The organism is Enterococcus sp. 12F9_DIV0723 (genome assembly GCF_002174375.1).
Taxonomy (GTDB): domain Bacteria; phylum Bacillota; class Bacilli; order Lactobacillales; family Enterococcaceae; genus Enterococcus_A; species Enterococcus_A gilvus.
The window spans coordinates 1,971,154-1,997,678 of record NZ_NIBK01000001.1; the positions used below are offsets into that span (position 1 = coordinate 1,971,154).

Here is a 26,525-nt window from a genome sequence, read left to right on the forward strand (position 1 = left end):
GATATAGCAATCTTCAACCATTAATGCAACTATTTTTTGTGATTTTTTTCAATCTTTTTTATTTTTCGAACGTTCATTTGAAACTCCAAAATAACGTTCGATTTTAAAACAAAAATAACGCTATCTTATCTTGAATTTCTTTACAACTTTCGCATAAAAAAACAGCCAAGTATTACTCGGCTGTTTTTTCTTCCATCATTGGGATAAAAATTCTAAAAATAGTTCCCTTACCAACTGAACTTTCGACACTGATACTTCCTTTGTAGCTCTCTAAAAGTTTATGGGCGATCGACAGTCCCAGCCCATTCCCACCTTTGGTCCGCGCGCGTGCTTTATCGACGCGATAAAAACGGTTAAAGACTTTGTCAATGTCCTCGTCAGGAATTCCTTCACCGAAATCTTGTATCGCGATTTCAAACTTGTTTAGAGTAGATGAAACAGAAAGATGAACTTCTTTTCGATCTGTGGAGTATTTTACAGCGTTGTCTAGAATGATAATCATGATTTGCTCCAAATGATTGCGGTAAATCTTGAGGATCTTCTCACCATCTAGATCGTCGTCCAAGGTAAATGTAAATTCAGGATACAGTAATTTGAAGTTATTGAATACTTGGTTCGTCACTTCTTTTGCTTTCGACGTTTCGTTCCCATAATAGACATCGACTTGTTCTGCCCGAGACAGGTCAAGCATCTCCTGCACAAGACTCTTCATACGAACCAGTTCTTGTAAGCTGGCTTGGATCGATTCATCCAAAATTTCCGGATCGTCTTTGCCCCAGCGATTCAGCATATTCAAATGGCCTTCGATGACTGCCACAGGTGTCCTCAATTCATGAGAGACGTCCTCAACAAATTGTTCCTGCTGCTCGATGTACATGCGGATGCGATCAATCACATCGTTGAAAATCACCGCCAGATCAGATAACTCATCATTGGTTGTAATTTCAGGCACATGCACCTCGGCTTGAGGGTCTTGTCGAATGATTTCCATGGTGTCTCGTAAAATCTTCACAGGTTTTAAGAAATAGGAAGATAACAGGAACCCTAAAAAGCTGCTCAACAATAGCGAAACGATCTCCAGGACGATCAGCGTCAGCAGCAGTTTGCTGCGCATCTCGTAAAAATCAGACAGCTCATAAAAGACTTGAGCATAACCAATCTTTTCCCGAGTCTTTTTAGAATAAATCGGCTCTACGGATAAAAAGCCGTTCTTTTCATCCACGGTGACGATCGTAGGCGCCTTGTGCTTTGTTTGAACTAAGGGCTGGTAATCCTTTTGAGTTTTAAAGATCAGTTTCTTATCTAGATTGTAGATATCCAGAGACAATTGACGCTGACCGAGTTCAGAAATAAAATCATCAATGCGCATCATGTTGCCTTCTAATGTCATGTTTTGATCGTACATCGCATTGTCTTGCGCGTCTGTTTCCGTCAATGTCCGATACGTATTGACAAGTGTCAGCTCTTCATCCGCATTTGCCAGACGAGAAGTCACTTCAGAGATCGTTCGCTCGACGTTTGTTCTTTCTTTAGTGACGATCAAATTCACGGAGGATTTATACGTGATCACAGCGAAGATCGTAAAAACGACGAATATAAAGAAAGAACTTGTAAAGGCCCACTTGATGGTGAGTGAGGGCCCCTTCAGTTCTCTTTGTTTCTTGATAAATTTTCTCATGAGCGCATAACGTAACCAGTACCACGGACGGTTTGAATATAGCTGTCTTCGCCTGGTACGTCAATTTTATTCCGCAAGTAACGAATGTATACATCCACTACATTGGTTTCTACTTCTGTTTCGTAACCCCAAACTTTGTTAAGTAAAACATCCCGGGCAAGAACAACGTTGACATTTTCCATAAGCGTCAATAGCAATTCGTATTCACGTTTGGTCAATTCAATGATTTCATTTCCGCGACGTACGACACGATTTTCTTTTTCGATCGTTAAGTCACGATAAGTGATCGTCGTTTGTTTAGCAACATTCTTATCGCCTTCGATATCAATTCGACGAAGCAACGCACGTAAACGCGCCAATAATTCTTCGATCGCAAAAGGTTTGACGATATAGTCGTCGGCACCGTGATCTAATCCAGAAACGCGGTCGATCACAGAGTCACGGGCTGTCATCATGATGATCGGTGTGTTTTTCACCTGACGAACACGGCGGCAAACTTCCAGACCATTCAATTCAGGAAGCATCAAGTCAAGTAAGATTGCATCCCAGTCACTTTCTAAAGCGGCTTCGAGTCCTGTTCTACCATTATAATGAACTTCTGTATCATAGCCTTCGTGTTTCAATTCTAGTTCGACAAAACGAGCTAGATTTTTCTCATCTTCAATGATCAGAATATTACTCATTTTTTTAGTTCCTTTCCAAGTTGAATTTCATTAAACCTCTATTATTATAGGGCTAAACCTGTCAAAAAGCTATAGCTAGTTATCACTAAATGTTATAAATAACTTTTGCTATTCTTCGTGGTACCAACTATAGTGATAAATTCCTTCTTTATCCATCCGTTCATAGGTGTGGGCACCGAAGTAATCCCGTTGTGCTTGGATTAAGTTTGCTGGCAAACGTTCCGCACGGTAAGAATCATAATACGTAATAGCAGATGAGAATGTTGGTACAGGGACCCCTGCTTGAACAGCGATCGCCACAACTTCACGAACGGCTTGTTGGTATTTTTCAGTGATTTCTTTAAAGTAGTCATCTAGCATCAAGTTCGCAAGATCGGCATCTTTGTCGTAAGCATCTGTAATCTTTTGCAAGAAACGCGCACGAATGATACAGCCGGCACGCCAGATTTTCGCGATATCGCCGAATGGCAAATCCCAGTCGTATTCTTTTGATGCAACACGTAATTGAGAGAACCCTTGCGCATAGCTCATGATTTTACTGAAATACAAGGCTTCACGGATTTTTTCGATTAATTCTTTCTTATCGCCTTCGTATTTATAAGGAGCTGGTCCAGAAAGAACTTTGCTGGCTTCGACACGTTCTTCTTTATAGGCAGAAATGAAACGAGCAAAAACAGATTCTGTGATCAATGGCAGCGGCACACCTAAATCTAAGGCGCTTTGTGATGTCCATTTACCGGTACCTTTATTTCCTGCAGCATCTTTGATCATATCAACGATCGGCTCGTCTGATCCTTCATCGTCTTTGCGCGTCAAAATGTCCGCAGTGATCTCGATCAGATAGCTGTCTAGTTCGCCTTTGTTCCATTCTGAGAAAACTTCTGCCATCTCGTCAACAGAAAGACCTAGCAAATGTTTCATCAAATCATAGGATTCAGCGATCAATTGCATATCCCCGTATTCGATACCGTTGTGCACCATTTTTACATAATGTCCCGCACCGTTTTCACCGATATACGTAACGCATGGTTCGCCATCTTCTGCTTTCGCAGCGATTTGTTCAAAGATCGGCGCAACCAAATCGTAGGCTTCTCTTTGTCCGCCCGGCATCATTGAAGGGCCTTCGAGTGCGCCTTTTTCCCCACCGGAAACGCCTGTACCGATGAAATTGATTCCTGAAGTCGACAATTCTTCATTCCGACGAATGGTGTCTTGGAAGAAGGTGTTCCCTCCGTCGATCAAAATATCGCCTTTATCTAAATGCGGCAACAACGATTGGATAGTTGCGTCGGTTGCTGGACCTGCTTGCACCATCAAAAGGATACGACGTGGTTTCTCGATCGCTTCTACAAACTCCTCGATCGAGAATGTTGCTTTTAAGTTACGGTCAGGGTGCTCTGCGACTACCGCTTCAGTTTTAGACCCAGTCCGGTTGAACAAAGCGACAGAATATCCGCGGCTTTCAATATTCAAGGCTAGATTTTTTCCCATCACGGCCATACCTACGACGCCGAATTGTTGTTTTGACATAGTTATCCTCCTAGTTCATGCTGTAATTCCCATTGGAAAAAATAAGAGTGATCCTCCCTATGGCTTCTCCACGAAAACTCACTGAATGATTCCACAGGTCAAATGCGCGACTATTCGAACAATTCTTATAAACAATGATCTCTTTATTGGAACTGTGTATAGTCAACTTATTTATTCAATACGTTTCTCATTATATCCTAAGAAAGTGAGAATGGAAAATGAATAGTGTTTTTTTGAGAAAAGCAAGCTTTATTTGTCTTTTTTCACCATGTTTTTCCAAGGCTTTAACGAAATTTGACAAGTCCGGGCTTTTCACCCAGTAAAGACGGTGCTGATCAGAATGCCCAATGAGTGGACTGTTCTTTTCGCATCGCCTGCGCTTGACGCTTGAAAATCTAAGAAAAAAACCTCAAGACTCCATGGTTAGTCTTGAGGTTTTGACTTTCTCTATTAAAAAGTGCTTATGCTTCTTTAGACATAACATCTTTTCCATCATAGTAGCCGCAGTTGGCACATACGTGATGGCTCTTCTTCATTTCGCCACAGTTAGGACATTCGTTTAATCCTTTAATGGTCAATTTGTAGTGAGTACGACGTTTGTTCTTTTTAGCTTTTGATGTTTTTCTAGCTGGTACTGCCATTGGGTGTTACACCTCCTTATAAAATGAAGTATCATTAGTGATACGTTTTATTCCAATCTTACTTGTCATCTTCTGATTCGTTGAACAGCTCAGATAATTTCGCAAGACGAGGATCAATTGTTTCAGCGACCTCTTCTTTTTTCTGTAAGTAGTCTTCTTCACTGACGACTTCCCAATCGTTTCCTTTCGGCAAATCAGTCGTGCGTAATTCTTCTTCAGAAAAAACTTGCATCGGAATCGCTAATAAAATGTTGTCTTCGATAGAATCGGTCAAGTCGATCGTATCCGTGTCTAGGACAAGGATCTCTTCATCCCGTTCTTCTTCCATAGAAGACCATTGCTCCCGTGTCATGAATACTTCGTCCACTGAAAGATCAAGTGGCAGATCAACTGGTTCCAAGGAGCGGGCTGAAGGAACAGTTACAACAGTTTTCAAACGATAATGTAAAATATATTCATTTTTTCCGACAGATAAGATTCCTTCTACAGCAACCGGAGCTACTGCTAAGACCTCGTTATCCCGGGCTGTCAAAGCCTCATTCACATTGATCGTTTCTGAAAAATTTAGTGCTTCTTCTTTATAGCGGCGCAATTCGCCAATCGACCATTTCATCATTCATCACCTCTAAGCAACAATCGATATTATACAGGTGGAAAAAACCTTTGTCAATGAAATTTTCTTGACACCCTTAAAAGCTTTATGAGCTTGGTCAGCTTTTGAGCATTAAGACTAAAATTTATAAAAATCGTTTCTCAGATTTATATAAATTTTCGCTTAATGTCGATAAAGCTAGCTCAGAAAGCTGGACACCTCGAAAAGCTTCATGAGCTTGGTCAGCTTTGCCAGTTTTTCTTCACGCTTTAGCGTGATTAGAAAAATGGTATGCGTACGAAAACAAAAAGAATTTTACGTCAGAAAAATTCTCACCTTATTACTGAGCTAGCTGAGCTTATAGGTATCATAGAAATATCGACAATGCGCCATCCTCTGTATTCTTCATAGAAAAGGACTGTGACATAAATATGTCGCAGTCCCCACAGTTCTTTTAAAAACAACGATCTAATGGTTTAGATGGCTGTAGTTTGTCCACGGTAAACGATACCGCGACGAGGGTCAACAGTGACTAATTCGCCGTCAACAACTGTTGAAGTTGCGTCTTTCGCACCCACGATCACAGGGATATCTTGAGCGATACCGACAACTGCAGCGTGTGAAGTCAAGCCGCCATCTTCAACGATCAATGCAGCAGCTTTTTCAATCGCTGGCATGTAGTCTTTGTCAGTTGTTGGTACAACTAAGACCATACCGTCTTTTGCATTTTTGATTGCTTCGTCAGCAGATTTTGCTACGACTGCATGGGCAACGACTGTTGATTCGCCGATTCCTTGTGCTTGTAATAATTTAGAACCGATCATTTGAACTTTCATAACGTTGGTTGTTCCACGTTCACCAACTGGTACACCAGCAGTGATCAGGATCAAGTCGCCTTCTGATGCGAAACCTAAGTCAACAGCTTTTTGAGCAGCTAAGTCGAACATTTCGTCAGTTGTTGTTGGTTTTTCAGCAACTGTTGGGAAGACACCCCAGTTAACCATCAAGCTGCGTTTTGTATGTTCGTCGAATGTGACAGCCAAGATGTCAGCATCTGGACGGTATTTAGAGATCATACGAGCTGTATGGCCTGATTCAGTAGCAGCAACGATTGTTTTAACGCCTAAGTTTTTCGCAGCGCGTGCAACAGATAAACCAATTGTTTCAGTCACATTTGATTTGTCGAATTCGTTGATTTGGAATGAACCTAGTTCTGACAAAGCAGCTTCTGCTTCCATGTCGATACGAGCCATTGTGCCAACAGCTTCAACTGGGTATTTACCATTTGCAGATTCACCAGAAAGCATTGTAGCGTCTGTTCCGTCAAATACAGCGTTGGCAACGTCAGATGCTTCCGCACGTGTTGGACGTGGGTTTTCTTGCATTGATTCTAACATTTGAGTGGCTGTAATAACCGGTTTGCCTGCATAGTTACATTTTTTGATGATTCGTTTTTGAACCATTGGTACTAATTCAGGAGCGATTTCAACACCCATGTCTCCACGAGCGATCATGATACCATCAGAAACTTTGATGATTTCATCGATGTTGTCGATTCCTTCTTGTGATTCGATTTTAGGGAAGATATGCACGTGTGTCATATTTTTTTCTTCTAAAATTTCGCGAATATCAAGAACGTCTTGTGCTTTACGTACAAAACTTGCAGCGATGAAGTTGATGTCGTTATCTAAACCAAAACGGATATCGTCTGCATCTTTTTCAGTGATACCAGGTAAGTTGATTGAGATTCCAGGAGCGTTTACCCCTTTACGAGAACCTAGCATACCTGCATTTTTAACGACCATGATCAATTCACGGTTTGCATCGTCTTTGTCAACGATTTCCATGTCGATCAAGCCATCATCGAATAAGATGTGTCCGCCGATATGTGCATCGTCGAATAGGCCAGGGTAAGTAACAGCGATTTTTTCTTTTGTACCTTTCAATTCAGAATCCATTGAGATACGTGTTTTGTCGCCTACGTTAAATTCGATATATCCAGCACGACCATAGTCTGCTTCTGTTGTATCTTGAACAGTTGTACGGATTTCAGCACCTTTTGTATCTAAAAGAATACCAACGTCTTTACCAGTTTTTTCAATTGCTTCATGAACCATGTGCATACGTGATAATTGTTCTTCGTGATCTCCGTGTGAGAAGTTGAAACGGAACACGTTAGCACCAGCTTCAATTAATTCTGAGATTGTTTCAACCGTGTTGCTTGCTGGTCCTAATGTACTAACGATCTTCGTCTTTTTCATTACGTAATACGCTCCATTCTTGATTGTTTATAATATATAGCTTTCACTATTATTAACGAGATTAAAATGAGATTTCGTTGTTTAGATCATATAAAGAAAGATCTGGTTTGTGTTTTTTGTTTTCTAATGCGTCGACGATATCAGCAGCAACCACTTCATTGTCCTTGATACCAATACACAATCCGCCTTTGCCTTCTAAGAGCAAGTCAACAGCGTATGAACCAAATTTGCTTGCCAATACACGGTCGCGTGCACTTGGAGCGCCGCCACGAACAACGTGACCTAATACACTGACACGTGTATGGAAGTCGCCGTATTCCGCTAATTTATCCGCGAATTCATTTCCGCCCATCACACCTTCAGCAAGGATGATCAAGCAATGTTTCTTCCCGCGGTCGCGGCCTGCTTGGATTTTCTTCGCGATTTTCGCCATGTCGAATTCGTGTTCTGGAATGACGATTTCGTCAGCACCACCAGCAACACCTGACCATAAAGCGATATCGCCTGCATTACGTCCCATAACCTCGATAACGAACGTACGAACGTGTGAAGTCGCTGTATCACGAATACGGTCGACAGATTCTAGCACGGTGTTGATCGCTGTATCGAACCCGACAGTAAAGTCTGTTCCTGGAATGTCATTATCGATCGTTCCTGGGATACCAACCGCTGGATAGCCGTGTTTTGTTAACGCCATCGCTCCGTGATAAGAACCGTCACCACCGACAACAACTAGGCCTTCGATACCGAATTTTTTTAATTGTTCGATCCCTTTTAATTGCCCTTCTTCTGTAGCAAATTCTGGGTAACGAGCTGAATATAAGAAAGTTCCGCCTCGTTGGATCTTATCGCCGACATCTGCAACGTCTAAACGACGGATATCACCAGCGACTAAACCGGCAAAACCATAATTGATGCCATAAACTTCCATGCCTTCAAAAATCGCTTTACGAACCACTGCACGAACAGCAGCGTTCATTCCGGGAGCGTCTCCTCCACTTGTTAAAATTCCAATGCGTTTCATTTTCTCACCTCATAAGTATTCTCAAAAAACATACATCGTGTAATTCATGGTACATTCTACCAAAAAACATCCCAAAAGTCTTGGGATGTCTATGGGAAAAGCGCGTATTTTGAAAAAAGTTTTTGAAAGTTACAAGAAATCATCTTATTACGACGTTTTGTTCCCCTAATATGTCACTTAAAGCATTTAAGAGGGTGTCATTAACCCCCACCCAAAACTTTTTATCCAGCACAATCTTCCGTTTGCTTTTTTCATAATAGATCACTACGGGCACTTTTCCGGGGACCAATTGCAATCTTTCGGCAATTCCTTGTTGGATTTCAGGCGAATCTTGCTCCGCCTGCACTCTCAAATAGAGGGTCCGGTCGCTGATCGCATCTTCTGCTGTCTGGGCCAATACCAACTCTTCTACTAACAGTTGAAGTGCCTGGTCATACCGGCTGCGTTCGACTTTGCCTTGCACATAATAGACCTTTTCCAGCTCTAGTTCGTTGCGGAGGCGTCGATAAGGTTGCGGAAAAATGGTCAAGGAGATTTCGCCGCTTTGGTCATTCCCTGTTAGAAATGCCATTTGCTCCCCTTTTTTGGTGCGGATCTCACGGATATCTTTTAAATAGAAGAGAATCTTTCCGTGATTTCCCACCGTGAGCTCCGTGATCGGCAGCAGATCCTTTTGCTTCAATAGTTTCGGGTAGTTTTCAGTCGGGTGGCCGGAAACATACAACCCGAGGTATTGTTCCTCGTAATCCAGACGTTCTGCCAATGAGAAATCGTCGGAAGGACGCTCCTTCAAACTCATGACATCCAGCAAGGACATACTCCCGCCGCTGTATTGCACGTTTTGGATCTTGCCTTCCAGCCCATCTGCTAACTCTTTTCGATTGGCATGGAGTGCGTCAAAGGCGCCTACATAGATCAACGGGGCTACGTATTCATTCTTCAGCCAGCGGGTTTCGATTCGCAGCAGGAAATCGTCCAGTGACTTGAAGGTCCCCTCCTCTTTCCGAGTGGTGATGACGTCGCTGACAAAATCCCGTCGCATGCCCTTGATGGCATCCAGCCCGAATCGGATCACGTCCTTCTCTACTAGAGTAAAGCTGTAGCTGCTGCGGTTGATGTCTGGCGGCAATAATTTGACCCCTGCTCGATTCGCTTCTGCGATATACTCCCGCAGCTTCTTAGGGTCGTTTCGCACCGACTGCATGAGCGCCGTGTAAAAAGCCCCCGGATAATGGACCTTCATGTAGGCCATTTGATAACCGATAAAGGAATACGCGACAGAATGGGAACGGTTGAAGCCGTAATTAGCAAAGCGCTCGATATAATCATAGACTTCTTCCGCACTTTTTTGACTGTGTCCGCGGGAAACGGCACCACTGACAAAATGACGTCTTTCTTCATCTAACAGGTCTTTTTTCTTCTTACTGACGGCACGACGCAAGATGTCGGCTTCCCCTAGAGTAAAGCCCGCCATCTGAGCCGCGACTTGCATGATCTGCTCTTGATAGACGATAAACCCGTAGGTCGGCGCCAAAATCTTTTCAACAGAAACATCTGGATAGGTTACTTGTTCTCGTCCATTTTTTCGTGCAATGAATTGGTCGATGATTTGCATCGGTCCTGGTCGATACAATGCGTTGACCGCCACGATATCCTCAAATGAGGTCGGATGGAGATTGCGCAGCACTTTGCGGATACCAGCCGATTCAAATTGGAACACACCGCTAGTTTCTCCTCGTTGGAACAAGGCCAAGGTCTCCGGGTCGTCTAATGGGACATTTTTTAAATTCAATTCCTCACGGTAGACTCGTCGAATATTTTGCTGCGCATTGTCAATGATCGAGAGGTTTCGCAGGCCTAAGAAATCCATTTTCAAAAGCCCAATCGCTTCAACGTCTGTCATGGTGAATTGTGTCAGCAGGATATCTTCAGACCCGTTTTGCAATGGCACGACGGACATCAAATTCACATCACTGATCACGACTCCCCCTGCGTGCGTCGATACGTGTCGAGGCAAGCCCTCCAGCGTCAGAGCCGTTTGGAAAAGCAGGTCACTGCGTTCATCGCTGGCGACCAATCGTTTTAGCGGTTCGGATTTGTCATAGGCCTCTCGCAAGGTAATTTTCAACTGACTCGGAATGGCTTTGGACCAGCGATTGGCTTCACTTTGGGATAAGCCGAACACACGACCTACATCCCGCAGCACCATTTTCGCTGCCATCGTTCCAAATGTCGCGATTTGCGAGACATGGAAATGCCCATATTTTTCGTGGACGTAATGCAGCACCTGACTCCGGCGGTTATCAGGAATATCCAAATCGATATCCGGCATGCTGTTTCGTTCGGGATTCAAAAAACGTTCAAACAATAGGTCATACTTGATCGGATCAACATCCGTGATGCTCAAGACGTATGCGACCAAGGAGCCTGCTGCTGATCCACGACCGGCACCCGACACGATTTTGCTGCGATGGACATAGTCCATCACGTCCCAAACGATCAAGAAATAGTCATCGAACCCCATATTATGGATGATGCCCAATTCACGGGTCAGACGTTGGCGATAGTCATCGGTAACATCGGCGATTCGTTCCGGCAGCTTTTGCCAGCAAAGCTCTTGCAGATAGGCGTCTGCCGTCTGCTGTGTAGGAACCGGATAATGAGGCAATAATTTTTGATGCAGCGGCAACTCAAATTGACACTGCTCGACTAATTGCTGCGCATGCCTCACCGCTTCTTCCTCCTCGAAGCTGTCCGCCAGTGTCTGCATCTCCAGCAGATAATTGTCTCCGAGCTGATTGGTCAGTTCTTCCCGCGGAATTTGATTCCCGTTTTGAATATGATTCATGACCTTGATCGCAAAAGCTTGCGTCGTGTCCAAATAGGCGACTTCATGGATCGCGATTTTCGGCAAGCTTTTCGGCAGCGACGACAGGTTTGTGGCAGGCGAAATGCCTAAATACCTTTGACCCTCGCCTATTTCCCCGAAGGCTGAAAAAATAGCGTCCATTGGATTAGATAGTGCGTCTACTGGAAGAACGGTGATTAGATTTTCCCCGTTTAAGTTATATTCCTGCAAAGGTAACGGTTTTTCTGCCATCATACGCGTACTGGATAAACGCATCAATTCCTGATACCCAGCCACATTCTTGGCATAAAGCACCACGCGCTCCGTGGATTCCCCATAATAAAAATCCAATTCCAGCCCGATGATCCCTATCATTTGATTTTTTTTGCACGCTTGGAAAAACTCCACCGCACCGTATAACACATTTTCATCAGTGATCGCGACAGCAGTATACCCGCGCGCTTTCGCTGACGCCACATAGTCGCTGATCGTTAACGTACTTTTCAATAAAGAATAGGAAGTTTTCGTATAAAGTTGTGGGATTTGCATGAGTTCCTCCTACTTCGTATTTGTGTCATTGCTTTCCCATAGTGCTAAGGAAAGGAGAACTGGTATTCTCTTTCTTCTGTCAGTCTATCATACTATACAATAGAACAATAACTGCTAGAATGGCTTTCTATACTTAAAAATAATCGTTCGCTTTTTTTCTAGTTTCTTTCATCAGTCTTTTCTTTACATTTTCAAAAAAAATGCTAAACTGAACCTAGAATTCCCTGCGAAAAGAGGTGCTCTGGATGAAATATTTAGTGACATTATTTTGGGCTTTCGCAATTGGACAAGCCGTTTGTTATTTAGGCGGCGCCTTGCAAAGCGGTTCTTATAACTTCGAATTATCTACGATTATTTCACTTATTGTCGGCGTGATCGCGCTTATCGCTGCGCGTTTTGTGTCTCCTAAAAAAAGCAATGCCTAAACAAAACCAGTTACTTTATTGTAACTGGTTTTTTGTTTATTTCAAATTTAGAGTTAGTGAAAGTTATAAGCGGTGTTTCATCTCTTATCCGCTCCATTAATCAGCTTGCTTTTCAGTTTAGAATGAAGCGACGCTGATATCATTCCTATAACGATGTGAACAAAGAACCTAACGATCTACTCGATACCACTGAAAACCTCTATACAAATTGATCCCTGCGACTATGAACCAAACAGCCGAAACCAATTGGTTATAGTGAAAATCCGTAAAAAGCAGAAAAATTACACCGCCTATCCATTGGTAGCCGGATTTCTAAAAAAGATGGTACCACTTTTTTTTATTCATCGCTTCCCACTCCCATTTTGATACATCCAGAATTTTTATAGTCCTCAAGTTAAAGTATAGCACCCGCACACCCTCTTAGGATGCATCTCTAAAAATTAGCAGGTTTTGTCCATATTTTACAAAAAAAAGACTGCCCTAAATTGGACAGTCTCAGTAAAATTACTAGTCAAAAGCTAAATTTTAGTATTTGTTAACAGCAATTTTCGGAAGTTGAAGGTACTTAAGATAATGTTGCCCAATACACAGGCGCTCGTTACTAAGAAGACGGCGGGATAGCCGAGAGAATGCGCCACCGTCGAACCTAGCATCGGCCCGATGACTTGTCCGAAATTATTGAACATTTGATTATAGCTGAAGATACGACTCACGCCTTCTGGCGGACTGATTTTGCTGATCAACGTATTGATCGACGGCATCAGCGCACCGGTTGAGAAGCCTAAGAAAAAGCGCAATACGCCGAGCTGGAAGGGTGTTTTAACAAAGGCCATCGGAATGAAGCAGACCAGCGACAAGACGAGACCCGCCAATAATACCTTGTGATTTCCGATGCGGTCGCCGATTTTTCCTAATGTTGGTGAGGACGCGATCGCCGATACGCCAGCTACTGAAACGATCATCCCGCTGATTACAAGGGCATTACTGCTGCTGCCGCTCAGGTCACAAATGTACAACGTCAAGATAGGGCTGATGCTGGTGACACCCACCTGCAAGATCAATGAACTAATGAATAATCCGATCAAAATCGGCATGTAGTTGATTCGTTTGCGCAATTCGTTCATGCTGATAACATCTGCTTTTTCGATTGGTTGAAAGTCTTCCTTGACCATCGTGACTGTCAAAATCGTACAAATCAGCAAAATGATCCCCGTAATGATAAAGACATTTCGCAATCCAAACCATTGTGCCAGTAGACCGCCGATCAACGGACCGATCAGATTCCCGGCGACCCCGCCAGTAGCCAATGTCCCCAGCGCCCAGCCGCTCTTTTGCTTAGGTGCCTGTGAAGCGATCAAGGCCGTCGCGTTCGGCATATACCCCGACAATACGCCAGTCATGAAGCGCATGATCAACAGCCAGTAAACATTTGAGACGAAGGCTAACGAGCCCATGGTGATCGTCATTCCAGCAGCGGCACGGACCATCATCAACCGCCTGCCTTTGCGGTCTGCCAAATTTCCCCACAAAGGTGCCACGATCGCAGCAGAGAACGCGGTCACTGAAATCGCTAGTCCAGCAAACAAATCTACTTGCGACTTGGGTGTTCCTAATTCTTCAATGTAGACTGGCAAAAAAGGCATAACTAAACTGAAGCTCGCACCAGTAAAAAAACAACCGATCCATGAAATCAAGAGATTTCTTCGCCAATTGATTTTCATCTTCTGTATCCCCTTTCTTACCTCTTTCATTTCTATACTATAGCAGAATCAGACAGAAAAAACTTTTCTCTTCCCTCATCAAACGGGACAAAATGTTAATACTTTCATCAATTTTAAGCGCCCCGGTTGCGTTTTCTAATGGATGTGCTAGACTGAAACAAATTGAAAACAAGCTTTCTGTTTCATTTTACAGAATGAAATATACGCTTAGAACGATTCTTATTCTTCAGCGAAAGAATAAATACACTAATACGAAGTAGGGGATTTTATGAAAAAATTGATCGCGATTGATTTAGATGGAACGACACTGAATCAAGATTCAAAAATTACTGATAAAACCGCCAAAACTCTGCGCCGCGCGATTGAGGATGGTCACTCCGTTGTGATCGCCACAGGACGCCCTTATCGCATGAGTAAAAACTTTTATCAAGAATTGCAGCTTACTACGCCGATGATCAACTTTAACGGCGCTCTCGTTCACCTGCCAGAAAAATCATGGATCGGCGAGCAAGAAACATCCTTCAATCGGAGCATCGTGTTTGATCTGATGTCGGAAAAGAAAAACTTAAAATTGGACTTTATCGCCGCGGAAAATCGCGACACGTTCTTTATTGACGACTTGAACTTCTTTGATCAGCATTTCTTCGCCAGCGACTTTGCTACGAACGAGAATTTGTTGACCGTCAATACCTTGCAGACCAATCCAACCTCTGTTTTGTTACGAAGCCAGCCTGAAAATGTCGGCAGCGTTTCTGAAGAATTGAAGCAGCAGTATGGACACGAGGTAGAAGTGAATACTTGGGGCGGGCCAAATCCTATTTTGGAAGTCGTAGCTAAGGGCATTCACAAAGCACACGGATTGAAGCGTGTGATCGACACTCTCGGCATGAATCAAAAAGACATCATTGCTTTCGGCGATGAACACAATGACGTCGATATGTTGAAATTTGCCGGCTGGGGCGTATCGATGGCAAACGGAACTGATCAATTGAAATCTGTTGCGAATGACATTACCGAAAAGCCGAATACCGAAGACGGTATGGCAGACTATTTGACGAAATACCTAGATTTATAAAAACTATGGGAAGAATCCTTTGATTCTCTTCCATAGTTTTTTATTTTTCGAATAATTCGATGGCCTTTTCAGCAAAGCGCTGCCCAAAGACCTCAAAGACCGCCTTCGATTCCTCATAATGATCCCCCACGGCATCCAACGCCACCGGTCCATGATGGATAAAGGGCTGTCCGAAGGCTGAACCGCTGGAATACACCAGCATCCCCTTTACCAGCAAGATCCCAAGCATTGAAAGAATCGCAGTGTCGCTTCCCCCTTGCGCATAATGAGCAGTCGCGAATCCTCCGCCAAGCTTGCCAGCAAAGGAAATCCCCTTGCTTTCCTCCAGCAGCCAACGCGTCATGCGCCAGTGGCTCGTCGCCATATAGGTGGGGGACCCAAAAACAATGCCTGCGGATTCCTTCAAATAAGCGGCATCCACAGGCTCCTCCACTGAAAAGAGCCGTCCTTCACAGCCTGCCTTTTCCATTCCTGCTACGATAGTCTCCGCCATCTCCTTTGTCTGCCCAGTCTTGCTGTAGTAAATTACTGCCAGTTTCATAAGAACCGCTCCTTTACCCTTTTCTTCGATAGTACGCCTTAATGCGCGGCCTTTTCAACTACAAAAAAAGAGCAGCCTCTTAAAGAAGCCGCCCCTTTCGAACTAATTCACTACTGTGTATTCGTCGATCGTCTTTCCATCTTTGTCCTTCAGAACCAGCCACCCATTGGTTCCGCCAAAGTAAAGAAAGAGTCCTGTCTCATTCACACTTTTAAAAATGATATCTTCCGTCGTCGTAAACTCTGAGAATTGCTTTGCGTGATCGGCCCTCAGCTTTTCCCCAAAACGCCCGTCAAATCCGATCGAGCCATCCTTTTTTAGAGGGATCTCCCGCGTCAGCTTCGCACCAGCCTTCACCAGCATTTCATTGCGCTTTTGCCAAATCACCTCAGCCTTTGAATCCTTGTGATCCACATAAAAAGAAATTTCACTGACCTTTTTATTCCAACGATGCTGCGCCTTCGCAGGTTTGGCTTTGATTTTTTGGTTTTCATAGCCAAAGGCTGCCAGAATAGCAAAGAGCTCTTTTTGCTGTTCTAACACTGTTGGAAAATGATTAGAAGCAATTTTCTGCGTCTCAAATAACCCGGCCGTTTTCAGCGCGTTCTCCTGCCACACATCCAACATCTGCTGGGCTAAGTCACGACCTTCTACTTCCCACGGCACCGAGATCTTCACCAGACTATCCGCTTTTTTTAGAGACGCAGGATCGATCGTTGGACTGTAGTCGATCGCCTGCGGTTCACGTCCTTTAAAATACAGCAGCAGTTCGGTTTCTTCAGGTTTCGGCAGTTCTTTCAAGTCACGATAAATGTTCATTACCCCTCGTTCACCAAAGCGAACAGTAGTCACGTGTTGCTCTATTTCTACATTTAGCTGAATCATCGACGATCCCTCAAATCTTTTTTCTTTAAGCATAGAGAAAAAAGCGGTCTGCGTCGAATGATTTGCCTGTATCAAGCCTTTCTAACCAGCCTAAATAAGCTTTACTCTCAAGAATACTTTCTGCGGCTCCCCCGCTCCTGCCAACGTTGGACTTTTCATGAGCGTGGGCCATCTTTATGCGTATTCTCGTCGACGTACGCGATCGAGTAACCGCTTTCGTTTTTTCTTAGGCTTCTTTATTGGCGAGTCCTTATTTGCAGAAATACTGATTTCCTGCGGCTCCTCCACTCTGGCGGTTACGAGGAGTCTGACGGGATTCGTAGTATCATCCACATCTACGTCCTCTAAGGAGGCATGCGGCGGCAAGCACGCCAGGATCAGCATAAACGCCTGCTGTTCCGTGAGCTCCCGCGGATCGGCACCTGCTGGAAGTGATATCTTCTGGATCAGCCAGCCCGGTTTTGGCCGCTCTTCGACAATGGACAGATCTTCTGGGATTCGACTGTTGGCGATCGCTGTTGGAGCGGATGCCGATGCTTTTCCTTGTCTCTCACGTTTCTCCGGTACAGAAGCCGGTCTTGTTTCTGGTGCGATTTCCTGTGACGTCACACCGGCTGCTTCCATCAACTGTGTCAACGGATCTTTTGCCTTTGGTTTTCTTTTTGTTTTTGCGCCTGAATCAAAAATCGGTGTCACCTTTTTGAGAATCACCTTCGCGCCTAAAACTTCCTTGAACAGACGAACACCGTCTTTTTCAAATAAGTCCAATTTCGTTAATTTCGTCAAAGACGCTTTCACGTCTTCCGCGGTTTTGCTTGTATCAAAATCCTTTAAGCGAAAATGATGGTTTTTGCCATCGCCTCGCGCGAATGTCGCATCTAATGTTGTTGTTACGTGCATCTGTTTTCTCCTCTCTCTTTAAGTGTCACACTCCTTCCCTTTTTTCTTGTCATGATTCGGCTGCTCCTGCTAAAGCGGCATAAACCGTTTGTCCTGAAAGTCCTTCGTCTTCTTCGCTATAGGATAATACGGGAAATAATTTCACCGTTAATAAGTGCCAATCTTGCTTAGTAAAATAATCAGAAAAATAAAGATAATAGCGGCGCATGGCGGCGGTTGAACGTGTCTTGAGAAAAATACGCTGAACCAGTGACCGCAGTACCATATGAAAATCTGTCTTCGTCAATTCTTCGCGAACCTGCAGCGTGATCAGCATCTCGATGGTGGCCTTGCCATCGTTTGTTTGAAAGTAATAGCTGCGGATTCGTTTCTCCAATGTTTTTCGAGAAAGCGCAAACAATTTTTGCCGCGTCAACTCTTGTGTACCCATTCTTTTTCCTCCTTCCTTATCTGTCCGAGATATCTACCTCCCAACGATAAATCAAAACCTAAAATATTTCATTATCAACTTTTTTAATAAAAAAAATAGATAAAAATAGTTTTCCCCTATTTGTTGTCCCATCAACCCTAATCGTCTTAATCAATAACAATAATTAGGTGAAAAAAATTGTAAAAAGGGGTGATTTCCGACAAAAAAAGCCCCCGTTTTTCAACGAGGACAGGTCAAATCAATCAATAATTTTTTTCACTTTGAATGGTTCGGTCTTTTCAGAAGGCGCCTCTTGATCGGCTAAGTCGAACAAAATAAGGGCTTCCTTTCCCTCGCCTTCGACGATCACCAATTTCCCAAGGGGATCACGGTTGTCTTTGACGATCTGAGCCTCTTTCATCAGCTCTTTAGGGTCCCGTTTAGCAGCAAGAGCATTCCCCAAATTAAAGAATACTGTTTCTTCCATTTTCCTTCACTCCTTTTAGAAACCTTTTATTCAGTATAGCAGAAGACGCGTAAAAGTACCGATTCGCGAATTCAGCGCTCCTTTCAACTAGCCGACCTAATAAAAGAACTATTTTTTTCTATTAAAAATCAGAAAAAAGTTGGCAACGTCTTCTCTGGTTATTTGTGCTATCGTCTTCTTATAGCAAAAAGCCAGTCGATCAGCATTCGATAAAATAACGTTTTTAAAATAAAAAAGAAAGAAGGACACATCCGTGGCAATCACAAGAGAGTATTTGATACAGAAACTAACTAGCTTTGTAACAGAAAATGGTCGGGTCCCAAAAGTAAAGGAGTTCGGTCATTATGGCATCATACATAAATTTTTTGGCTCGTATACAGCGTTCCTCGAAAGCCAAGGCTTTGGCAAAACGAGAATCATTGCACATCCGACAAAAAGTGAACTAGAGAAACGACTTCACGAATTTGTAAATAAAAATAAGCGCACGCCTAAATCCGTCGAATTCGGCTTCGCCAGTCACGTGTATAAATACTATGGATCGTACATCAACTTTATCAAAGGCTGTGGCTACGCCTCTCTTTACCTCGATTCAAGAAACCATCCCGCTTCTAAAGAGGCGTTGATCGACAAATTGAATGTCTTCGTTACTAGACACGGACGTACGCCAACGTCAACAGAATTCGGTCAGAACACGACCATCGTCCGAAAATTCGGTTCCTATAACGCCTTTCTTCACAGCCAAGGATTCCCGCCCAATACTCCCGGACGGAAAACGCAACCCTTAGAGGAGAAATTAGCGAAGAGACTGGACGCCTTCATTGCGGAACATAAGCGCATCCCGCAGCCCAACGAATTCAAACACTATAAAGCTATCAGAACTACCTACGACACCTATGGAGCGTTTCTTAGAGCCCATGGGCACACGTTGCCGCCTTCAGAAGCCGCTCCGAAGAAAAAGACTAAAAAAGACACTAGCAAAGCAAAAAAGAACAATCCTCAGCGAGACAATCGTTCCCGACTCACGAACAAGCCCTCAAGATCCAGTAAAACAGGCGTTCGCGGTGTCACGATCAATAAAAAATCCAATCATTATGAAGCGAGGATCGATTGCCAAGGCAAAAGATATTATCTAGGAACCTTCAAAACACTCGAAGAAGCCGCTGAAGCGCGCAAAGCCGCCGAAGAAAAATATTTTGCCCCTCTGCTGCAGGAATACACAGAGTCTCTCCAGCAAGACGAGACTTGCTGATACAAAAAATTGAAAACAGCGCACAAAAAAAGCGCGGTAAAAGCCGCGCTTACAGGTAAGATAAAAGGAAGGTACGGGATTTGAACCCGTGCACCACATTACTGCGGCTCGCCGGATTTCGAGTCCGGTGCATTACCACTCTGCCAACCTTCCGCATCATTTATCTTACCTTTTTTCGTTTAAATGTCAAGATTTTATAATGAATCTAATACAGAAGTGTCTTCTTCTTCTAAGATATTGTTGATCGTACGATTGATCAAATGAACGATTTCATCTTGCGTCGGTTCAATGATGCCAGAAGACATCAGTGTCGCGATCCCCGTCACACAGATCCACGTTCCTACATGCAATGCGTTGATGCGTTTTTCAGATAATTGGCTGTACTTAGGATGCTCAAGCATCAATTGATGGAAGTAGTTGTAAGAAAAGTCGTGCATTTTCTTCCCTCCGCCGTATTCTTGAACGTACAGCGCATTGTACAAATTGCCTTGCTCTTTTGCAAAATAAACATAATTCAAGCCTAAGTCGATGATGGTATCACCTGTACGAACTTCTGGGAAAATATCATAATATAGGTGATTGCAGATCTCATCTAACAATGTGTTCTTAAGATCACTCATATTTTTAAATTCTAAATAGATCGGTTGCGTACTGATTCCCATTTTTTTGGCGATGTTACGTGCAGTAAATCCAGAAAAACCTTCATTTTCGACAACTTCATAGGCAGCCTTTAGAATCTGGTCTTTTGTGTAAACTTTTCTTCTCATTTTGATTCCTCCCAGAATGTTATTATTTTTATCGTCATTTTATTTTAATCAAAAACTGATTAGTTTTGCAACCCTTATGCAAGATGTTATCTAAATTTAGTGGATATTTCTTCAAATATGAAGTGTTATCCTTCGTTTTTATACACATCTAGATGTGTATAAGAGACAGTGATTATTCTTTTTCTTGTCTAATTTATTTATTTTATCTACTATAGTATAGAAATAGTAAAGGGGAGGAACTGAATGGAACAGCAAAACTACGCACAACTTGTTTTAAATACTTGCTTGAAAGCTGGGAAGATCATGATGGAATCCGGCTCAGAAGTTTATCGAGTGGAAGACACGATGAAACGAATCGCTCTCAATGCAGGTCTTGATGATATACAAACGTATGTGACCGCGACGGGCTTGATCGTCGGATTCCCTTCGGAGCAAAACAGCCAAGTGGTTCAAATCACACCGCAATCCATCAATCTAGAAAAAGTGACCGCGGTCAACCAGGGCTCGCGCCAATTCGCTGATGGGGAACTTTCTTTGCCAGACTTCTATCTTTATTTAGAGGAAGTCGATTCAGTTACACCGGATTTTCCATACCTGTGGAAAATCATTGCGGCTGGTGTCGTCAGCAGCACACTTATGATCATTTTGAATGGGACTTGGTTTGATTTTCTTCCGACCTTTGTCATCGGAATGATTGGCTTTGCCGTCCATACGTTTTTCGGCAATCAGCTGCATATGAAATTTTTAAATGATTTCGTTGCCGCATTGGTCATCGGCAGCTTATCCCTATTGGCGGTCTCTTCTTCCGCTGCACTTGAGGTCAACAGTTTGATCATTGGGTCCATCATGCCCCTCGTGCCCGGACTGGCTATCACAAACGCCTTTCGCGATATCATGGCGGGCCATTTGATCAGCGGCGTTGCCCGTGGGACAGAAGCTTTGTTCATTGCTGGTGCGATCGGCGGCGGTATCATCGTCGCGTTTAATTTTTTTTAATAGAACGAACTATACTTGGAGGTCTCTCATGAATTTTCTTATCAATTTTCTTTTTAGCATGTTCAGTACGATCGCCTTCAGCGTTATCACAAATATTCCGCGCCGTGCTTTTTTAGCTTGCGGCCTGACTGGTGCAGCTGGTTGGATGACTTTTTGGATCTTGCAAACGTATTTTCATCAAAATATTGGGATCTCGAATTTTTTAGGCGCCTTGATGATCGGTCTTATTAGTATTTTTTTCTCTCGTATGATGCACATGCCGGTGATCGTTTTTAACGTTCCGAGTTTGGTTCCGTTGGTTCCGGGGGGCCCCGCCTATATGGCCGTTCGTCATATGATGAATCAGGAGTTCACTGAATCCATGGAGAAAGTCGTGACTGTTTTGGTTACTTCGGGAGCGATCGCCATCGGCTTCATGTTCACGAACCTGATCGAACGGGCGCTAAAACGGACACGCTCGAACTTTAGAACAAAGTAACTCGAAGGAGCAGGAGTCTATTTCCTGCTTTTTATTCATAAAAGAATGCAAGCGTTCTCAGCTAATTTCTAAGTAAATTTTAAGTTTCACAGGAAATTTACAAATTACAACCTCAGACGTATGCATTTTGTGAATTTATCCTTTATACTTCATTTTAGAAAGACAAAGGGGATGAATTAAATGAGTGTCGTTCAATCCAGGAGACTATTAAACCTTATTTCGATAATGGGAATTGCTATAACGATCAGTTTATCTGTCTATTTTTATCGCTTAGGCGTATTCAACGATATGAATTCACTGCGACAACTTGTCGGGCTGTCACCAATTGCCGGACCGCTCATCTTCGTATTGATCCAAATCATCCAAGTGGTGATCCCGATCATTCCGGGGGGCATCAGTCTTGCGGCTGGCGTCTTGATCTTCGGCCCTTATTGGGGATTTGCTTACAACTACATCGGAATCGTGATCGGTTCCTTGATTTTATTCTTAATGGGCAGACATTACGGCAAGCCTCTGATCATGCATCTTGTCAGCGACAAGATCTACCAGAAATACCAGCATTGGCTGGATGATCCGCGCTTCGACAAATGGTTCGCACTCGCGATTTTCTTGCCAGTCGCACCAGACGATGCCCTCTGTTTGATGGCTAGTTTAACGAATATGTCCTTTAAAAAATACAGTGCGATCATCTTTTTAGCAAAACCTGCCTCCATCTTTTTATACAGCTTGGCTTTGCTGCAAGGCGGCACGTTACTCTCTCACCTACTCGTCCACTAATTTTAGTGGGCTTTTTTTTTTGCGAAAATCCCTCCTTCTTTAGGCATAGTTGGAAATTCTGACTTTTCCAGCAGAAAAATTCACACATTTTTCATTTGAAAGTTCGATAATAATAAGGGATACTTTCTTTAGCTGTTGGGAAAACCCAACCATAAAAAATTCGCAAACAATCACTTTTACAGGATTTTATTTTATATCGCATATTTGCTTATCGAACCACAGGAGGAACTATGACTTATTTACGTCGACGGATCACGCATTTTTTTAGTACGTTCTCTATTTATAATTTTTTACTGCTTGCCTTTGGTCTCCCTTTTTTATCGGAGAGTCTCTTTTTATTTTTTAGGCAAAGCCTATTGAATTCGCTTTATCACCCATTTTATTTCGTGCTTTTTTTAGCCTTGGTTTTCCTTTATGGAAACTTTTTCAGTCAACTGCAATCCAATGAAAAACTATTTCAGAATTTTTCTCTGAAGGGGGCATTTGTCAGCTTTCTGTTTTGGCTCGTGCTGTCACCCCTCTTTTTCTTTCGTTTTTATCAGTTGCTGCTAGTGTGGCGGCCGCTTCCAGCAGATGTCCTTTCTTTTCTGTTCCTGTATCGCTGGAAAATTTTACCTGTGCTGCTGCTTTTATACGTGCTGCTGCTCTATGGTCTTTATCGGGTGATCTTGGTGCCACGATATTTGAAACGGGGACTGACGCTCAAGGAAAGTATTCAGCTCAGTCGGGAAAAAACGAAAAAGCGACCAGTCAAACAGTTGCTCATTTTTTTCCTGATCCCGTTCGCATTCTTAGCAACGAGCCTGCTCGTTAAGCTCGGTTTTATTGGTCTGACGCGTCTATTAGTCAGTCAAAGCGGTGCGATGTGCCTGCTGCTGCTTTATCGCGTGGTCCAAAATTCCCTTTGGGCGCTCTTTTTCCTTTATTTAGCGGCCTCCGACAAGAATGTCGTGGAAAAGGAAGCCCCGAACAAGGCCTCCATCGTCTGGTTGAGTTTGACAGTCTTTGCTTGTCTCGGTCTTTATACGCTGCAATACATGCAATCCTTCACGACGCAACGCCCGAATACGCCCATGTCGATTTCTCATCGGGGCGTCTCAGGACGAAACGGTGTCCAAAATTCCATCGCCGCGCTGCAAAAGACGAGCAGCCAGTACCATCCTGATCTTGTTGAAATGGACGTACAGGAAACCGCAGATCACCAATTGGTCGTGATGCACGATGAGGACCTGCAGGCTCTCGCCCATAAGAAGCTTCGTGTCGACGAGGCGACTTGGGCAGAACTAAAGGAGCTCACTTTAGAAGAGAACGGGTATACAAGCGACATCCCGCTATTTTCCGACTATCTGGCGGCGGCAAACGAGATCAACCAGAAACTTCTGATCGAGTTGAAGGTCACCGATAAAACGAAGGCGACGATCCTTCAACAACTGCTGCCTTTAAAAGAGCAGCTCGCGGATCATCAATTGCAAAGTATGGATCTAGACATCGCCAACCAGCTAAAGGAACGATTCCCTACTTGGAAGGTCGGCTACATCTTACCCTTTGATCTCTTAGGCGCACCAAAGAACAACTTGGATTTCGTGAACATCGAAGCACGGACTGCGAATGGTGAGCTCATTCGGAATTTGCAGCACCAAAAGAAACAAGTATATGTCTGGTCGATCCATTCCAAGCAACAAGCATCTGTTTACCCATACCTGCACGTCAATGGGCTTCTGACAGATGACCTTCGCCTTTTGTCCCACTACGGAGACGATATAAAAGGAAAAACTGCCAGTATTCTACAATTCAATTAAGCAAATCGACTGTGAAGAGCCTTCCTGAAAGTCTCTTCACAGTTTTTTTGTTTCAAAAAAAGACCCCAATCAAAAAATGATTCGGGTCTCCTTCCTGTCAAAATAATTCTTTCACATATTTGCAAACGATTATGCTGTACATTCGATCTCGATACAGCTTAAGATATCTTCGTATTTCACTAATAAGCGATTTTGTAGTTCGATGACTGTCGCGCGATCTGCTGCATCACATGTCACGACATTGATCAAAACGGTATTATTGTAGAGTTGTTCGACCGCGCCTATAACTTCTTTCTCTATTCCGATCGCTCGGCATTGATAAGTAAGACCAATTTCAATAGTTTCCATAATAAATCCCCCTTTAATTCTACGTTTTTATAATAACACAATGAGAAAAAATTGAAAACGTTTTTTATTACTTTTTTTGCTTTTGTATCAAGGGAGATGTCACAATAGTTAGAAAATTCGTAAAACATCAACTTAAACAACTGTGGTTATTTTTAATCTTACGTTCATTTTCTATTTATCTTTATTTGTTTAAAAACGATTTCATTGTGCGATACTTATGCTTTTAATCATTATTTTTGATTAGTCGCACATTATTTTTAGTATACCAATCAAAAGCGCCTCTTTTCCCACCCAGATCCCTCTTGATTTGCGACAAATATAAAACCATTTCTTTTGCTAAAATTTTAATTTCTGGAAAAAAAGCAGTCCTTTCTTTGTGAGGAACTGTTCTAATTATTATTGAGCTGCGCAAAAACACCGCCGCTGTCCGGACGTATCCCGATAGCGGCGGTGCTTTTTAGTTTCATTTAACGTGCGTCTCTTCCTTAATGGATTACAGACGATCGTTCAATTCTTTTGCTAACTCTTCAAATCCTGGTTTGCCAAGCAAAGCAAACATGTTTTTCTTGTATGCTTCCACGCCTGGTTGGTTGAATGGGTTCACACCTAGCAAGTAGCCAGAGATACCCACTGCGATTTCGAAGAAGTACATTGCGTAGCCTAGAGTGTAAGCATCCATTGTAGGGATGTTCAATACGAAGTTCGGAACACCGCCATCTGTATGTGCTAATAACGTTCCTTGGTACGCTTTAGAGTTTACGAAGTCAACGTCTTTGCCTTCTAAGTAGCCTAAGCCATCTAAGTCAGATTCTTGTGAAGGGATCGCCACTGATTTACGAGGGTTTTCCACTTTCACGATCGTTTCAAAGATGTTGCGGCGGCCTTCTTGGATGTATTGTCCAAATGAATGCAAGTCTGTTGAGAAGTTGGCACTTGATGGGTAGATCCCCTTCAAGTCTTTTCCTTCTGATTCGCCGTATAATTGTTTCCACCATTCGTTGAAATATTGCATACCTGGTTCGTAGTTGACCAAGATTTCAGTCACTTTCCCTTTACGGTATAGAATATTACGAAGAGCGGCATATTGATACGCTTCGTTTTCATCTAAGTTTTCGCTTGAGTAAGCTTCGCGAGCATCCGCTGCACCCTTCATCAAGGCGTCGATGTCTGCGCCGCTGGCTGCGATTGGTAATAGACCCACTGCTGTTAATACAGAGAAACGTCCGCCAACATCATCAGGAATGACAAAGCTTTCCCAACCTGCTGCGTCTGCTTCAACTTTAACTGCGCCGCGGGCTTTATCTGTTGTCGCATAAATACGTTTGTTTGCTTCTTCTTCACCGTATTTTTTGATCAATAATTCTTTGAAGACACGGAATGCGATTGCTGGCTCAGTCGTCGTTCCTGATTTAGAAATCACATTAACTGAGAAATCACGGTCGCCGATCACTTCGATCAAGTCAGCGATATATGTTGAGCTGATTGAGTTTCCTGCAAAGAATACTTGTGGTGCTTTGCGATCTTCTTTGTCTAACACGTTGAAGAACGTTTGGTGTAAGAATTCGATTGCTGCACGAGCTCCAAGGTATGAACCACCGATTCCGATTACGACTAATACTTCAGAATCAGATTGAATTTTTTCAGCTGCTTTTTTGATACGAGCAAATTCATCTTTGTCATAGTTTACTGGAAGGTCGATCCAGCCTAGGAAATCATTTCCTGCGCCAGTTCCTTCGCGTAATTCTTTGTGAGCTAGAGCTACTTCAGATTTGATGTAGTCCATTTCATGTTCGCTCACGAATGGTGCTACTTTCGAATAATCGAAATGTATGTGTGCCATTGTTTTTCCTCCTTGAAAGTCA

At 43.2% G+C, this 26,525-nt stretch carries 24 protein-coding genes and 1 tRNA gene; 7 read left to right on the forward strand and 18 right to left on the reverse strand.

From position 1 onward, the window contains the following. Positions 1 to 172: 172 nt before the first annotated feature. The 8 genes from A5868_RS09290 to A5868_RS09325 form a co-directional block, all read right to left on the reverse strand. The gene (locus A5868_RS09290; protein WP_010780582.1) at positions 173 to 1,678 is read right to left on the reverse strand and encodes a HAMP domain-containing sensor histidine kinase; all 1,506 of its coding nucleotides are present in this window, start codon (positions 1,676 to 1,678) and stop codon (positions 173 to 175) included. Beyond that, a complete protein-coding gene (locus A5868_RS09295; RefSeq protein ID WP_010740068.1) occupies positions 1,675 to 2,361 on the reverse strand; it encodes a response regulator transcription factor in 687 nt (228 codons plus the stop codon). Before A5868_RS09295 ends, A5868_RS09290 begins: the two co-directional genes overlap by 4 nt. Positions 2,362 to 2,469: 108 nt before the next feature. After that, entirely contained in the window at positions 2,470 to 3,891 is a 1,422-nt protein-coding gene (gndA, locus tag A5868_RS09300) for an NADP-dependent phosphogluconate dehydrogenase (RefSeq protein ID WP_010780581.1), read from the reverse strand. 461 nt (positions 3,892 to 4,352) lie between these two features. Next, positions 4,353 to 4,532, reverse strand: coding sequence for a 50S ribosomal protein L32 (gene rpmF, locus A5868_RS09305; RefSeq protein WP_010740070.1), 180 nt, complete (start codon positions 4,530 to 4,532; stop codon positions 4,353 to 4,355). Between the two features lie 58 nt (positions 4,533 to 4,590). Next, positions 4,591 to 5,145, reverse strand: a complete 555-nt coding sequence (locus tag A5868_RS09310) for a YceD family protein (protein ID WP_086304421.1) — start codon at positions 5,143 to 5,145, stop codon at positions 4,591 to 4,593. Between the two features lie 455 nt (positions 5,146 to 5,600). Continuing rightward, a complete protein-coding gene (pyk, locus tag A5868_RS09315; RefSeq protein WP_010780579.1) occupies positions 5,601 to 7,385 on the reverse strand; it encodes a pyruvate kinase in 1,785 nt (594 codons plus the stop codon). A gap of 61 nt (positions 7,386 to 7,446) precedes the next feature. After that, a complete protein-coding gene (gene pfkA, locus A5868_RS09320; RefSeq protein ID WP_010780578.1) occupies positions 7,447 to 8,409 on the reverse strand; it encodes a 6-phosphofructokinase in 963 nt (320 codons plus the stop codon). 139 nt (positions 8,410 to 8,548) lie between these two features. Beyond that, on the reverse strand, positions 8,549 to 11,806 hold the full coding sequence (locus A5868_RS09325) for a DNA polymerase III subunit alpha (RefSeq protein ID WP_086303675.1): 3,258 nt from the start codon (positions 11,804 to 11,806) through the stop codon (positions 8,549 to 8,551). Positions 11,807 to 12,051: 245 nt separating this feature from the next. On the opposite strand from A5868_RS09325, the gene A5868_RS09330 reads away from it, so the two are divergent. Next, on the forward strand, positions 12,052 to 12,231 hold the full coding sequence (locus A5868_RS09330; protein ID WP_010780576.1) for a YjzD family protein: 180 nt from the start codon (positions 12,052 to 12,054) through the stop codon (positions 12,229 to 12,231). 518 nt (positions 12,232 to 12,749) lie between these two features. Here the strand turns inward: A5868_RS09330 and A5868_RS09335 are convergent. Further along, positions 12,750 to 13,952: a multidrug efflux MFS transporter gene (locus tag A5868_RS09335; RefSeq protein WP_086303674.1), complete on the reverse strand. Its 1,203-nt coding sequence runs from the start codon at positions 13,950 to 13,952 to the stop codon at positions 12,750 to 12,752. 268 nt (positions 13,953 to 14,220) lie between these two features. On the opposite strand from A5868_RS09335, the gene A5868_RS09340 reads away from it, so the two are divergent. Then, positions 14,221 to 15,027 (forward strand): Cof-type HAD-IIB family hydrolase, encoded by an 807-nt coding sequence (locus tag A5868_RS09340; RefSeq protein WP_086303673.1) that lies wholly within the window; start codon positions 14,221 to 14,223, stop codon positions 15,025 to 15,027. Positions 15,028 to 15,067: 40 nt separating this feature from the next. Here the strand turns inward: A5868_RS09340 and A5868_RS09345 are convergent, their stop codons facing one another. The 5 genes from A5868_RS09345 to A5868_RS09365 all read right to left on the reverse strand — a co-directional run bounded on the left by A5868_RS09345 (position 15,068) and on the right by A5868_RS09365 (position 18,249). Beyond that, complete coding sequence (locus A5868_RS09345) at positions 15,068 to 15,568, reverse strand: flavodoxin family protein (protein ID WP_086303672.1); 501 nt, start codon at positions 15,566 to 15,568, stop codon at positions 15,068 to 15,070. A 102-nt stretch (positions 15,569 to 15,670) separates the two neighbouring features. Beyond that, entirely contained in the window at positions 15,671 to 16,453 is a 783-nt protein-coding gene (locus A5868_RS09350) for a DUF4357 domain-containing protein (protein ID WP_086303671.1), read from the reverse strand. Between the two features lie 174 nt (positions 16,454 to 16,627). Then, positions 16,628 to 17,353, reverse strand: a complete 726-nt coding sequence (locus tag A5868_RS09355; protein WP_086303670.1) for a DUF2922 family protein — start codon at positions 17,351 to 17,353, stop codon at positions 16,628 to 16,630. 49 nt (positions 17,354 to 17,402) lie between these two features. Next, positions 17,403 to 17,783 carry a hypothetical protein gene (locus tag A5868_RS09360; protein WP_086303669.1) on the reverse strand — a complete coding sequence of 127 codons (381 nt, stop codon included), beginning with the start codon at positions 17,781 to 17,783 and terminating at the stop codon, positions 17,403 to 17,405. A 238-nt stretch (positions 17,784 to 18,021) separates the two neighbouring features. After that, entirely contained in the window at positions 18,022 to 18,249 is a 228-nt protein-coding gene (locus A5868_RS09365) for a hypothetical protein (RefSeq protein ID WP_010780568.1), read from the reverse strand. Between the two features lie 253 nt (positions 18,250 to 18,502). On the opposite strand from A5868_RS09365, the gene A5868_RS09370 reads away from it, so the two are divergent. After that, positions 18,503 to 19,498, forward strand: coding sequence for a homing endonuclease associated repeat-containing protein (locus tag A5868_RS09370; RefSeq protein ID WP_086303668.1), 996 nt, complete (start codon positions 18,503 to 18,505; stop codon positions 19,496 to 19,498). 65 nt (positions 19,499 to 19,563) lie between these two features. On the opposite strand, the gene A5868_RS09375 is transcribed toward A5868_RS09370, so the two are convergent. Both A5868_RS09375 and A5868_RS09380 read right to left on the reverse strand, forming a co-directional pair. Beyond that, a tRNA-Ser gene (locus tag A5868_RS09375) sits at positions 19,564 to 19,651 on the reverse strand. A 41-nt stretch (positions 19,652 to 19,692) separates the two neighbouring features. Further along, positions 19,693 to 20,265 (reverse strand): TetR/AcrR family transcriptional regulator, encoded by a 573-nt coding sequence (locus tag A5868_RS09380; protein WP_010780545.1) that lies wholly within the window; start codon positions 20,263 to 20,265, stop codon positions 19,693 to 19,695. A 243-nt stretch (positions 20,266 to 20,508) separates the two neighbouring features. On the opposite strand from A5868_RS09380, the gene A5868_RS09385 reads away from it, so the two are divergent. The 4 genes from A5868_RS09385 (at position 20,509) to A5868_RS09400 (ending at position 24,315) form a co-directional block, all read left to right on the forward strand. Then, positions 20,509 to 21,261 (forward strand): threonine/serine exporter family protein, encoded by a 753-nt coding sequence (locus A5868_RS09385; RefSeq protein ID WP_010780544.1) that lies wholly within the window; start codon positions 20,509 to 20,511, stop codon positions 21,259 to 21,261. Between the two features lie 28 nt (positions 21,262 to 21,289). Next, entirely contained in the window at positions 21,290 to 21,739 is a 450-nt protein-coding gene (locus A5868_RS09390) for a threonine/serine exporter family protein (protein WP_010780543.1), read from the forward strand. A gap of 180 nt (positions 21,740 to 21,919) precedes the next feature. Further along, positions 21,920 to 22,516, forward strand: a complete 597-nt coding sequence (locus A5868_RS09395) for a TVP38/TMEM64 family protein (protein WP_010780542.1) — start codon at positions 21,920 to 21,922, stop codon at positions 22,514 to 22,516. 230 nt (positions 22,517 to 22,746) lie between these two features. Further along, complete coding sequence (locus A5868_RS09400) at positions 22,747 to 24,315, forward strand: glycerophosphodiester phosphodiesterase family protein (protein ID WP_086303667.1); 1,569 nt, start codon at positions 22,747 to 22,749, stop codon at positions 24,313 to 24,315. A gap of 129 nt (positions 24,316 to 24,444) precedes the next feature. On the opposite strand, the gene A5868_RS09405 is transcribed toward A5868_RS09400, so the two are convergent. Both A5868_RS09405 and A5868_RS09410 read right to left on the reverse strand, forming a co-directional pair. Continuing rightward, complete coding sequence (locus tag A5868_RS09405; RefSeq protein WP_086303666.1) at positions 24,445 to 24,663, reverse strand: hypothetical protein; 219 nt, start codon at positions 24,661 to 24,663, stop codon at positions 24,445 to 24,447. Between the two features lie 493 nt (positions 24,664 to 25,156). Beyond that, complete coding sequence (locus tag A5868_RS09410; protein WP_010780539.1) at positions 25,157 to 26,503, reverse strand: glucose-6-phosphate isomerase; 1,347 nt, start codon at positions 26,501 to 26,503, stop codon at positions 25,157 to 25,159. Positions 26,504 to 26,525: the final 22 nt, after the last annotated feature.

What these genes read in the sequence shown, in the direction of transcription:
- A5868_RS09410 (WP_010780539.1), bottom strand. Translation starts at nt 26,503, where the DNA reads ATGGCACACATACATTTCGATTATTCGAAAGTAGCACCATTCGTGAGC.
- A5868_RS09350 (WP_086303671.1), bottom strand. Translation starts at nt 16,453, where the DNA reads ATGATTCAGCTAAATGTAGAAATAGAGCAACACGTGACTACTGTTCGC.
- A5868_RS09395 (WP_010780542.1), top strand. Translation starts at nt 21,920, where the DNA reads ATGAGTGTCGTTCAATCCAGGAGACTATTAAACCTTATTTCGATAATG.
- A5868_RS09310 (WP_086304421.1), bottom strand. Translation starts at nt 5,145, where the DNA reads ATGAAATGGTCGATTGGCGAATTGCGCCGCTATAAAGAAGAAGCACTA.
- A5868_RS09355 (WP_086303670.1), bottom strand. Translation starts at nt 17,353, where the DNA reads ATGCACGTAACAACAACATTAGATGCGACATTCGCGCGAGGCGATGGC.
- pyk (WP_010780579.1), bottom strand. Translation starts at nt 7,385, where the DNA reads ATGAAAAAGACGAAGATCGTTAGTACATTAGGACCAGCAAGCAACACG.
- A5868_RS09360 (WP_086303669.1), bottom strand. Translation starts at nt 17,783, where the DNA reads ATGGGTACACAAGAGTTGACGCGGCAAAAATTGTTTGCGCTTTCTCGA.
- A5868_RS09385 (WP_010780544.1), top strand. Translation starts at nt 20,509, where the DNA reads ATGGAACAGCAAAACTACGCACAACTTGTTTTAAATACTTGCTTGAAA.
- rpmF (WP_010740070.1), bottom strand. Translation starts at nt 4,532, where the DNA reads ATGGCAGTACCAGCTAGAAAAACATCAAAAGCTAAAAAGAACAAACGT.
- pfkA (WP_010780578.1), bottom strand. Translation starts at nt 8,409, where the DNA reads ATGAAACGCATTGGAATTTTAACAAGTGGAGGAGACGCTCCCGGAATG.
- A5868_RS09380 (WP_010780545.1), bottom strand. Translation starts at nt 20,265, where the DNA reads ATGAGAAGAAAAGTTTACACAAAAGACCAGATTCTAAAGGCTGCCTAT.
- A5868_RS09400 (WP_086303667.1), top strand. Translation starts at nt 22,747, where the DNA reads ATGACTTATTTACGTCGACGGATCACGCATTTTTTTAGTACGTTCTCT.
- A5868_RS09345 (WP_086303672.1), bottom strand. Translation starts at nt 15,568, where the DNA reads ATGAAACTGGCAGTAATTTACTACAGCAAGACTGGGCAGACAAAGGAG.
- A5868_RS09330 (WP_010780576.1), top strand. Translation starts at nt 12,052, where the DNA reads ATGAAATATTTAGTGACATTATTTTGGGCTTTCGCAATTGGACAAGCC.
- gndA (WP_010780581.1), bottom strand. Translation starts at nt 3,891, where the DNA reads ATGTCAAAACAACAATTCGGCGTCGTAGGTATGGCCGTGATGGGAAAA.
- A5868_RS09325 (WP_086303675.1), bottom strand. Translation starts at nt 11,806, where the DNA reads ATGCAAATCCCACAACTTTATACGAAAACTTCCTATTCTTTATTGAAA.
- A5868_RS09335 (WP_086303674.1), bottom strand. Translation starts at nt 13,952, where the DNA reads ATGAAAATCAATTGGCGAAGAAATCTCTTGATTTCATGGATCGGTTGT.
- A5868_RS09290 (WP_010780582.1), bottom strand. Translation starts at nt 1,678, where the DNA reads ATGAGAAAATTTATCAAGAAACAAAGAGAACTGAAGGGGCCCTCACTC.
- A5868_RS09295 (WP_010740068.1), bottom strand. Translation starts at nt 2,361, where the DNA reads ATGAGTAATATTCTGATCATTGAAGATGAGAAAAATCTAGCTCGTTTT.
- A5868_RS09390 (WP_010780543.1), top strand. Translation starts at nt 21,290, where the DNA reads ATGAATTTTCTTATCAATTTTCTTTTTAGCATGTTCAGTACGATCGCC.
- A5868_RS09365 (WP_010780568.1), bottom strand. Translation starts at nt 18,249, where the DNA reads ATGGAAGAAACAGTATTCTTTAATTTGGGGAATGCTCTTGCTGCTAAA.
- A5868_RS09405 (WP_086303666.1), bottom strand. Translation starts at nt 24,663, where the DNA reads ATGGAAACTATTGAAATTGGTCTTACTTATCAATGCCGAGCGATCGGA.
- A5868_RS09340 (WP_086303673.1), top strand. Translation starts at nt 14,221, where the DNA reads ATGAAAAAATTGATCGCGATTGATTTAGATGGAACGACACTGAATCAA.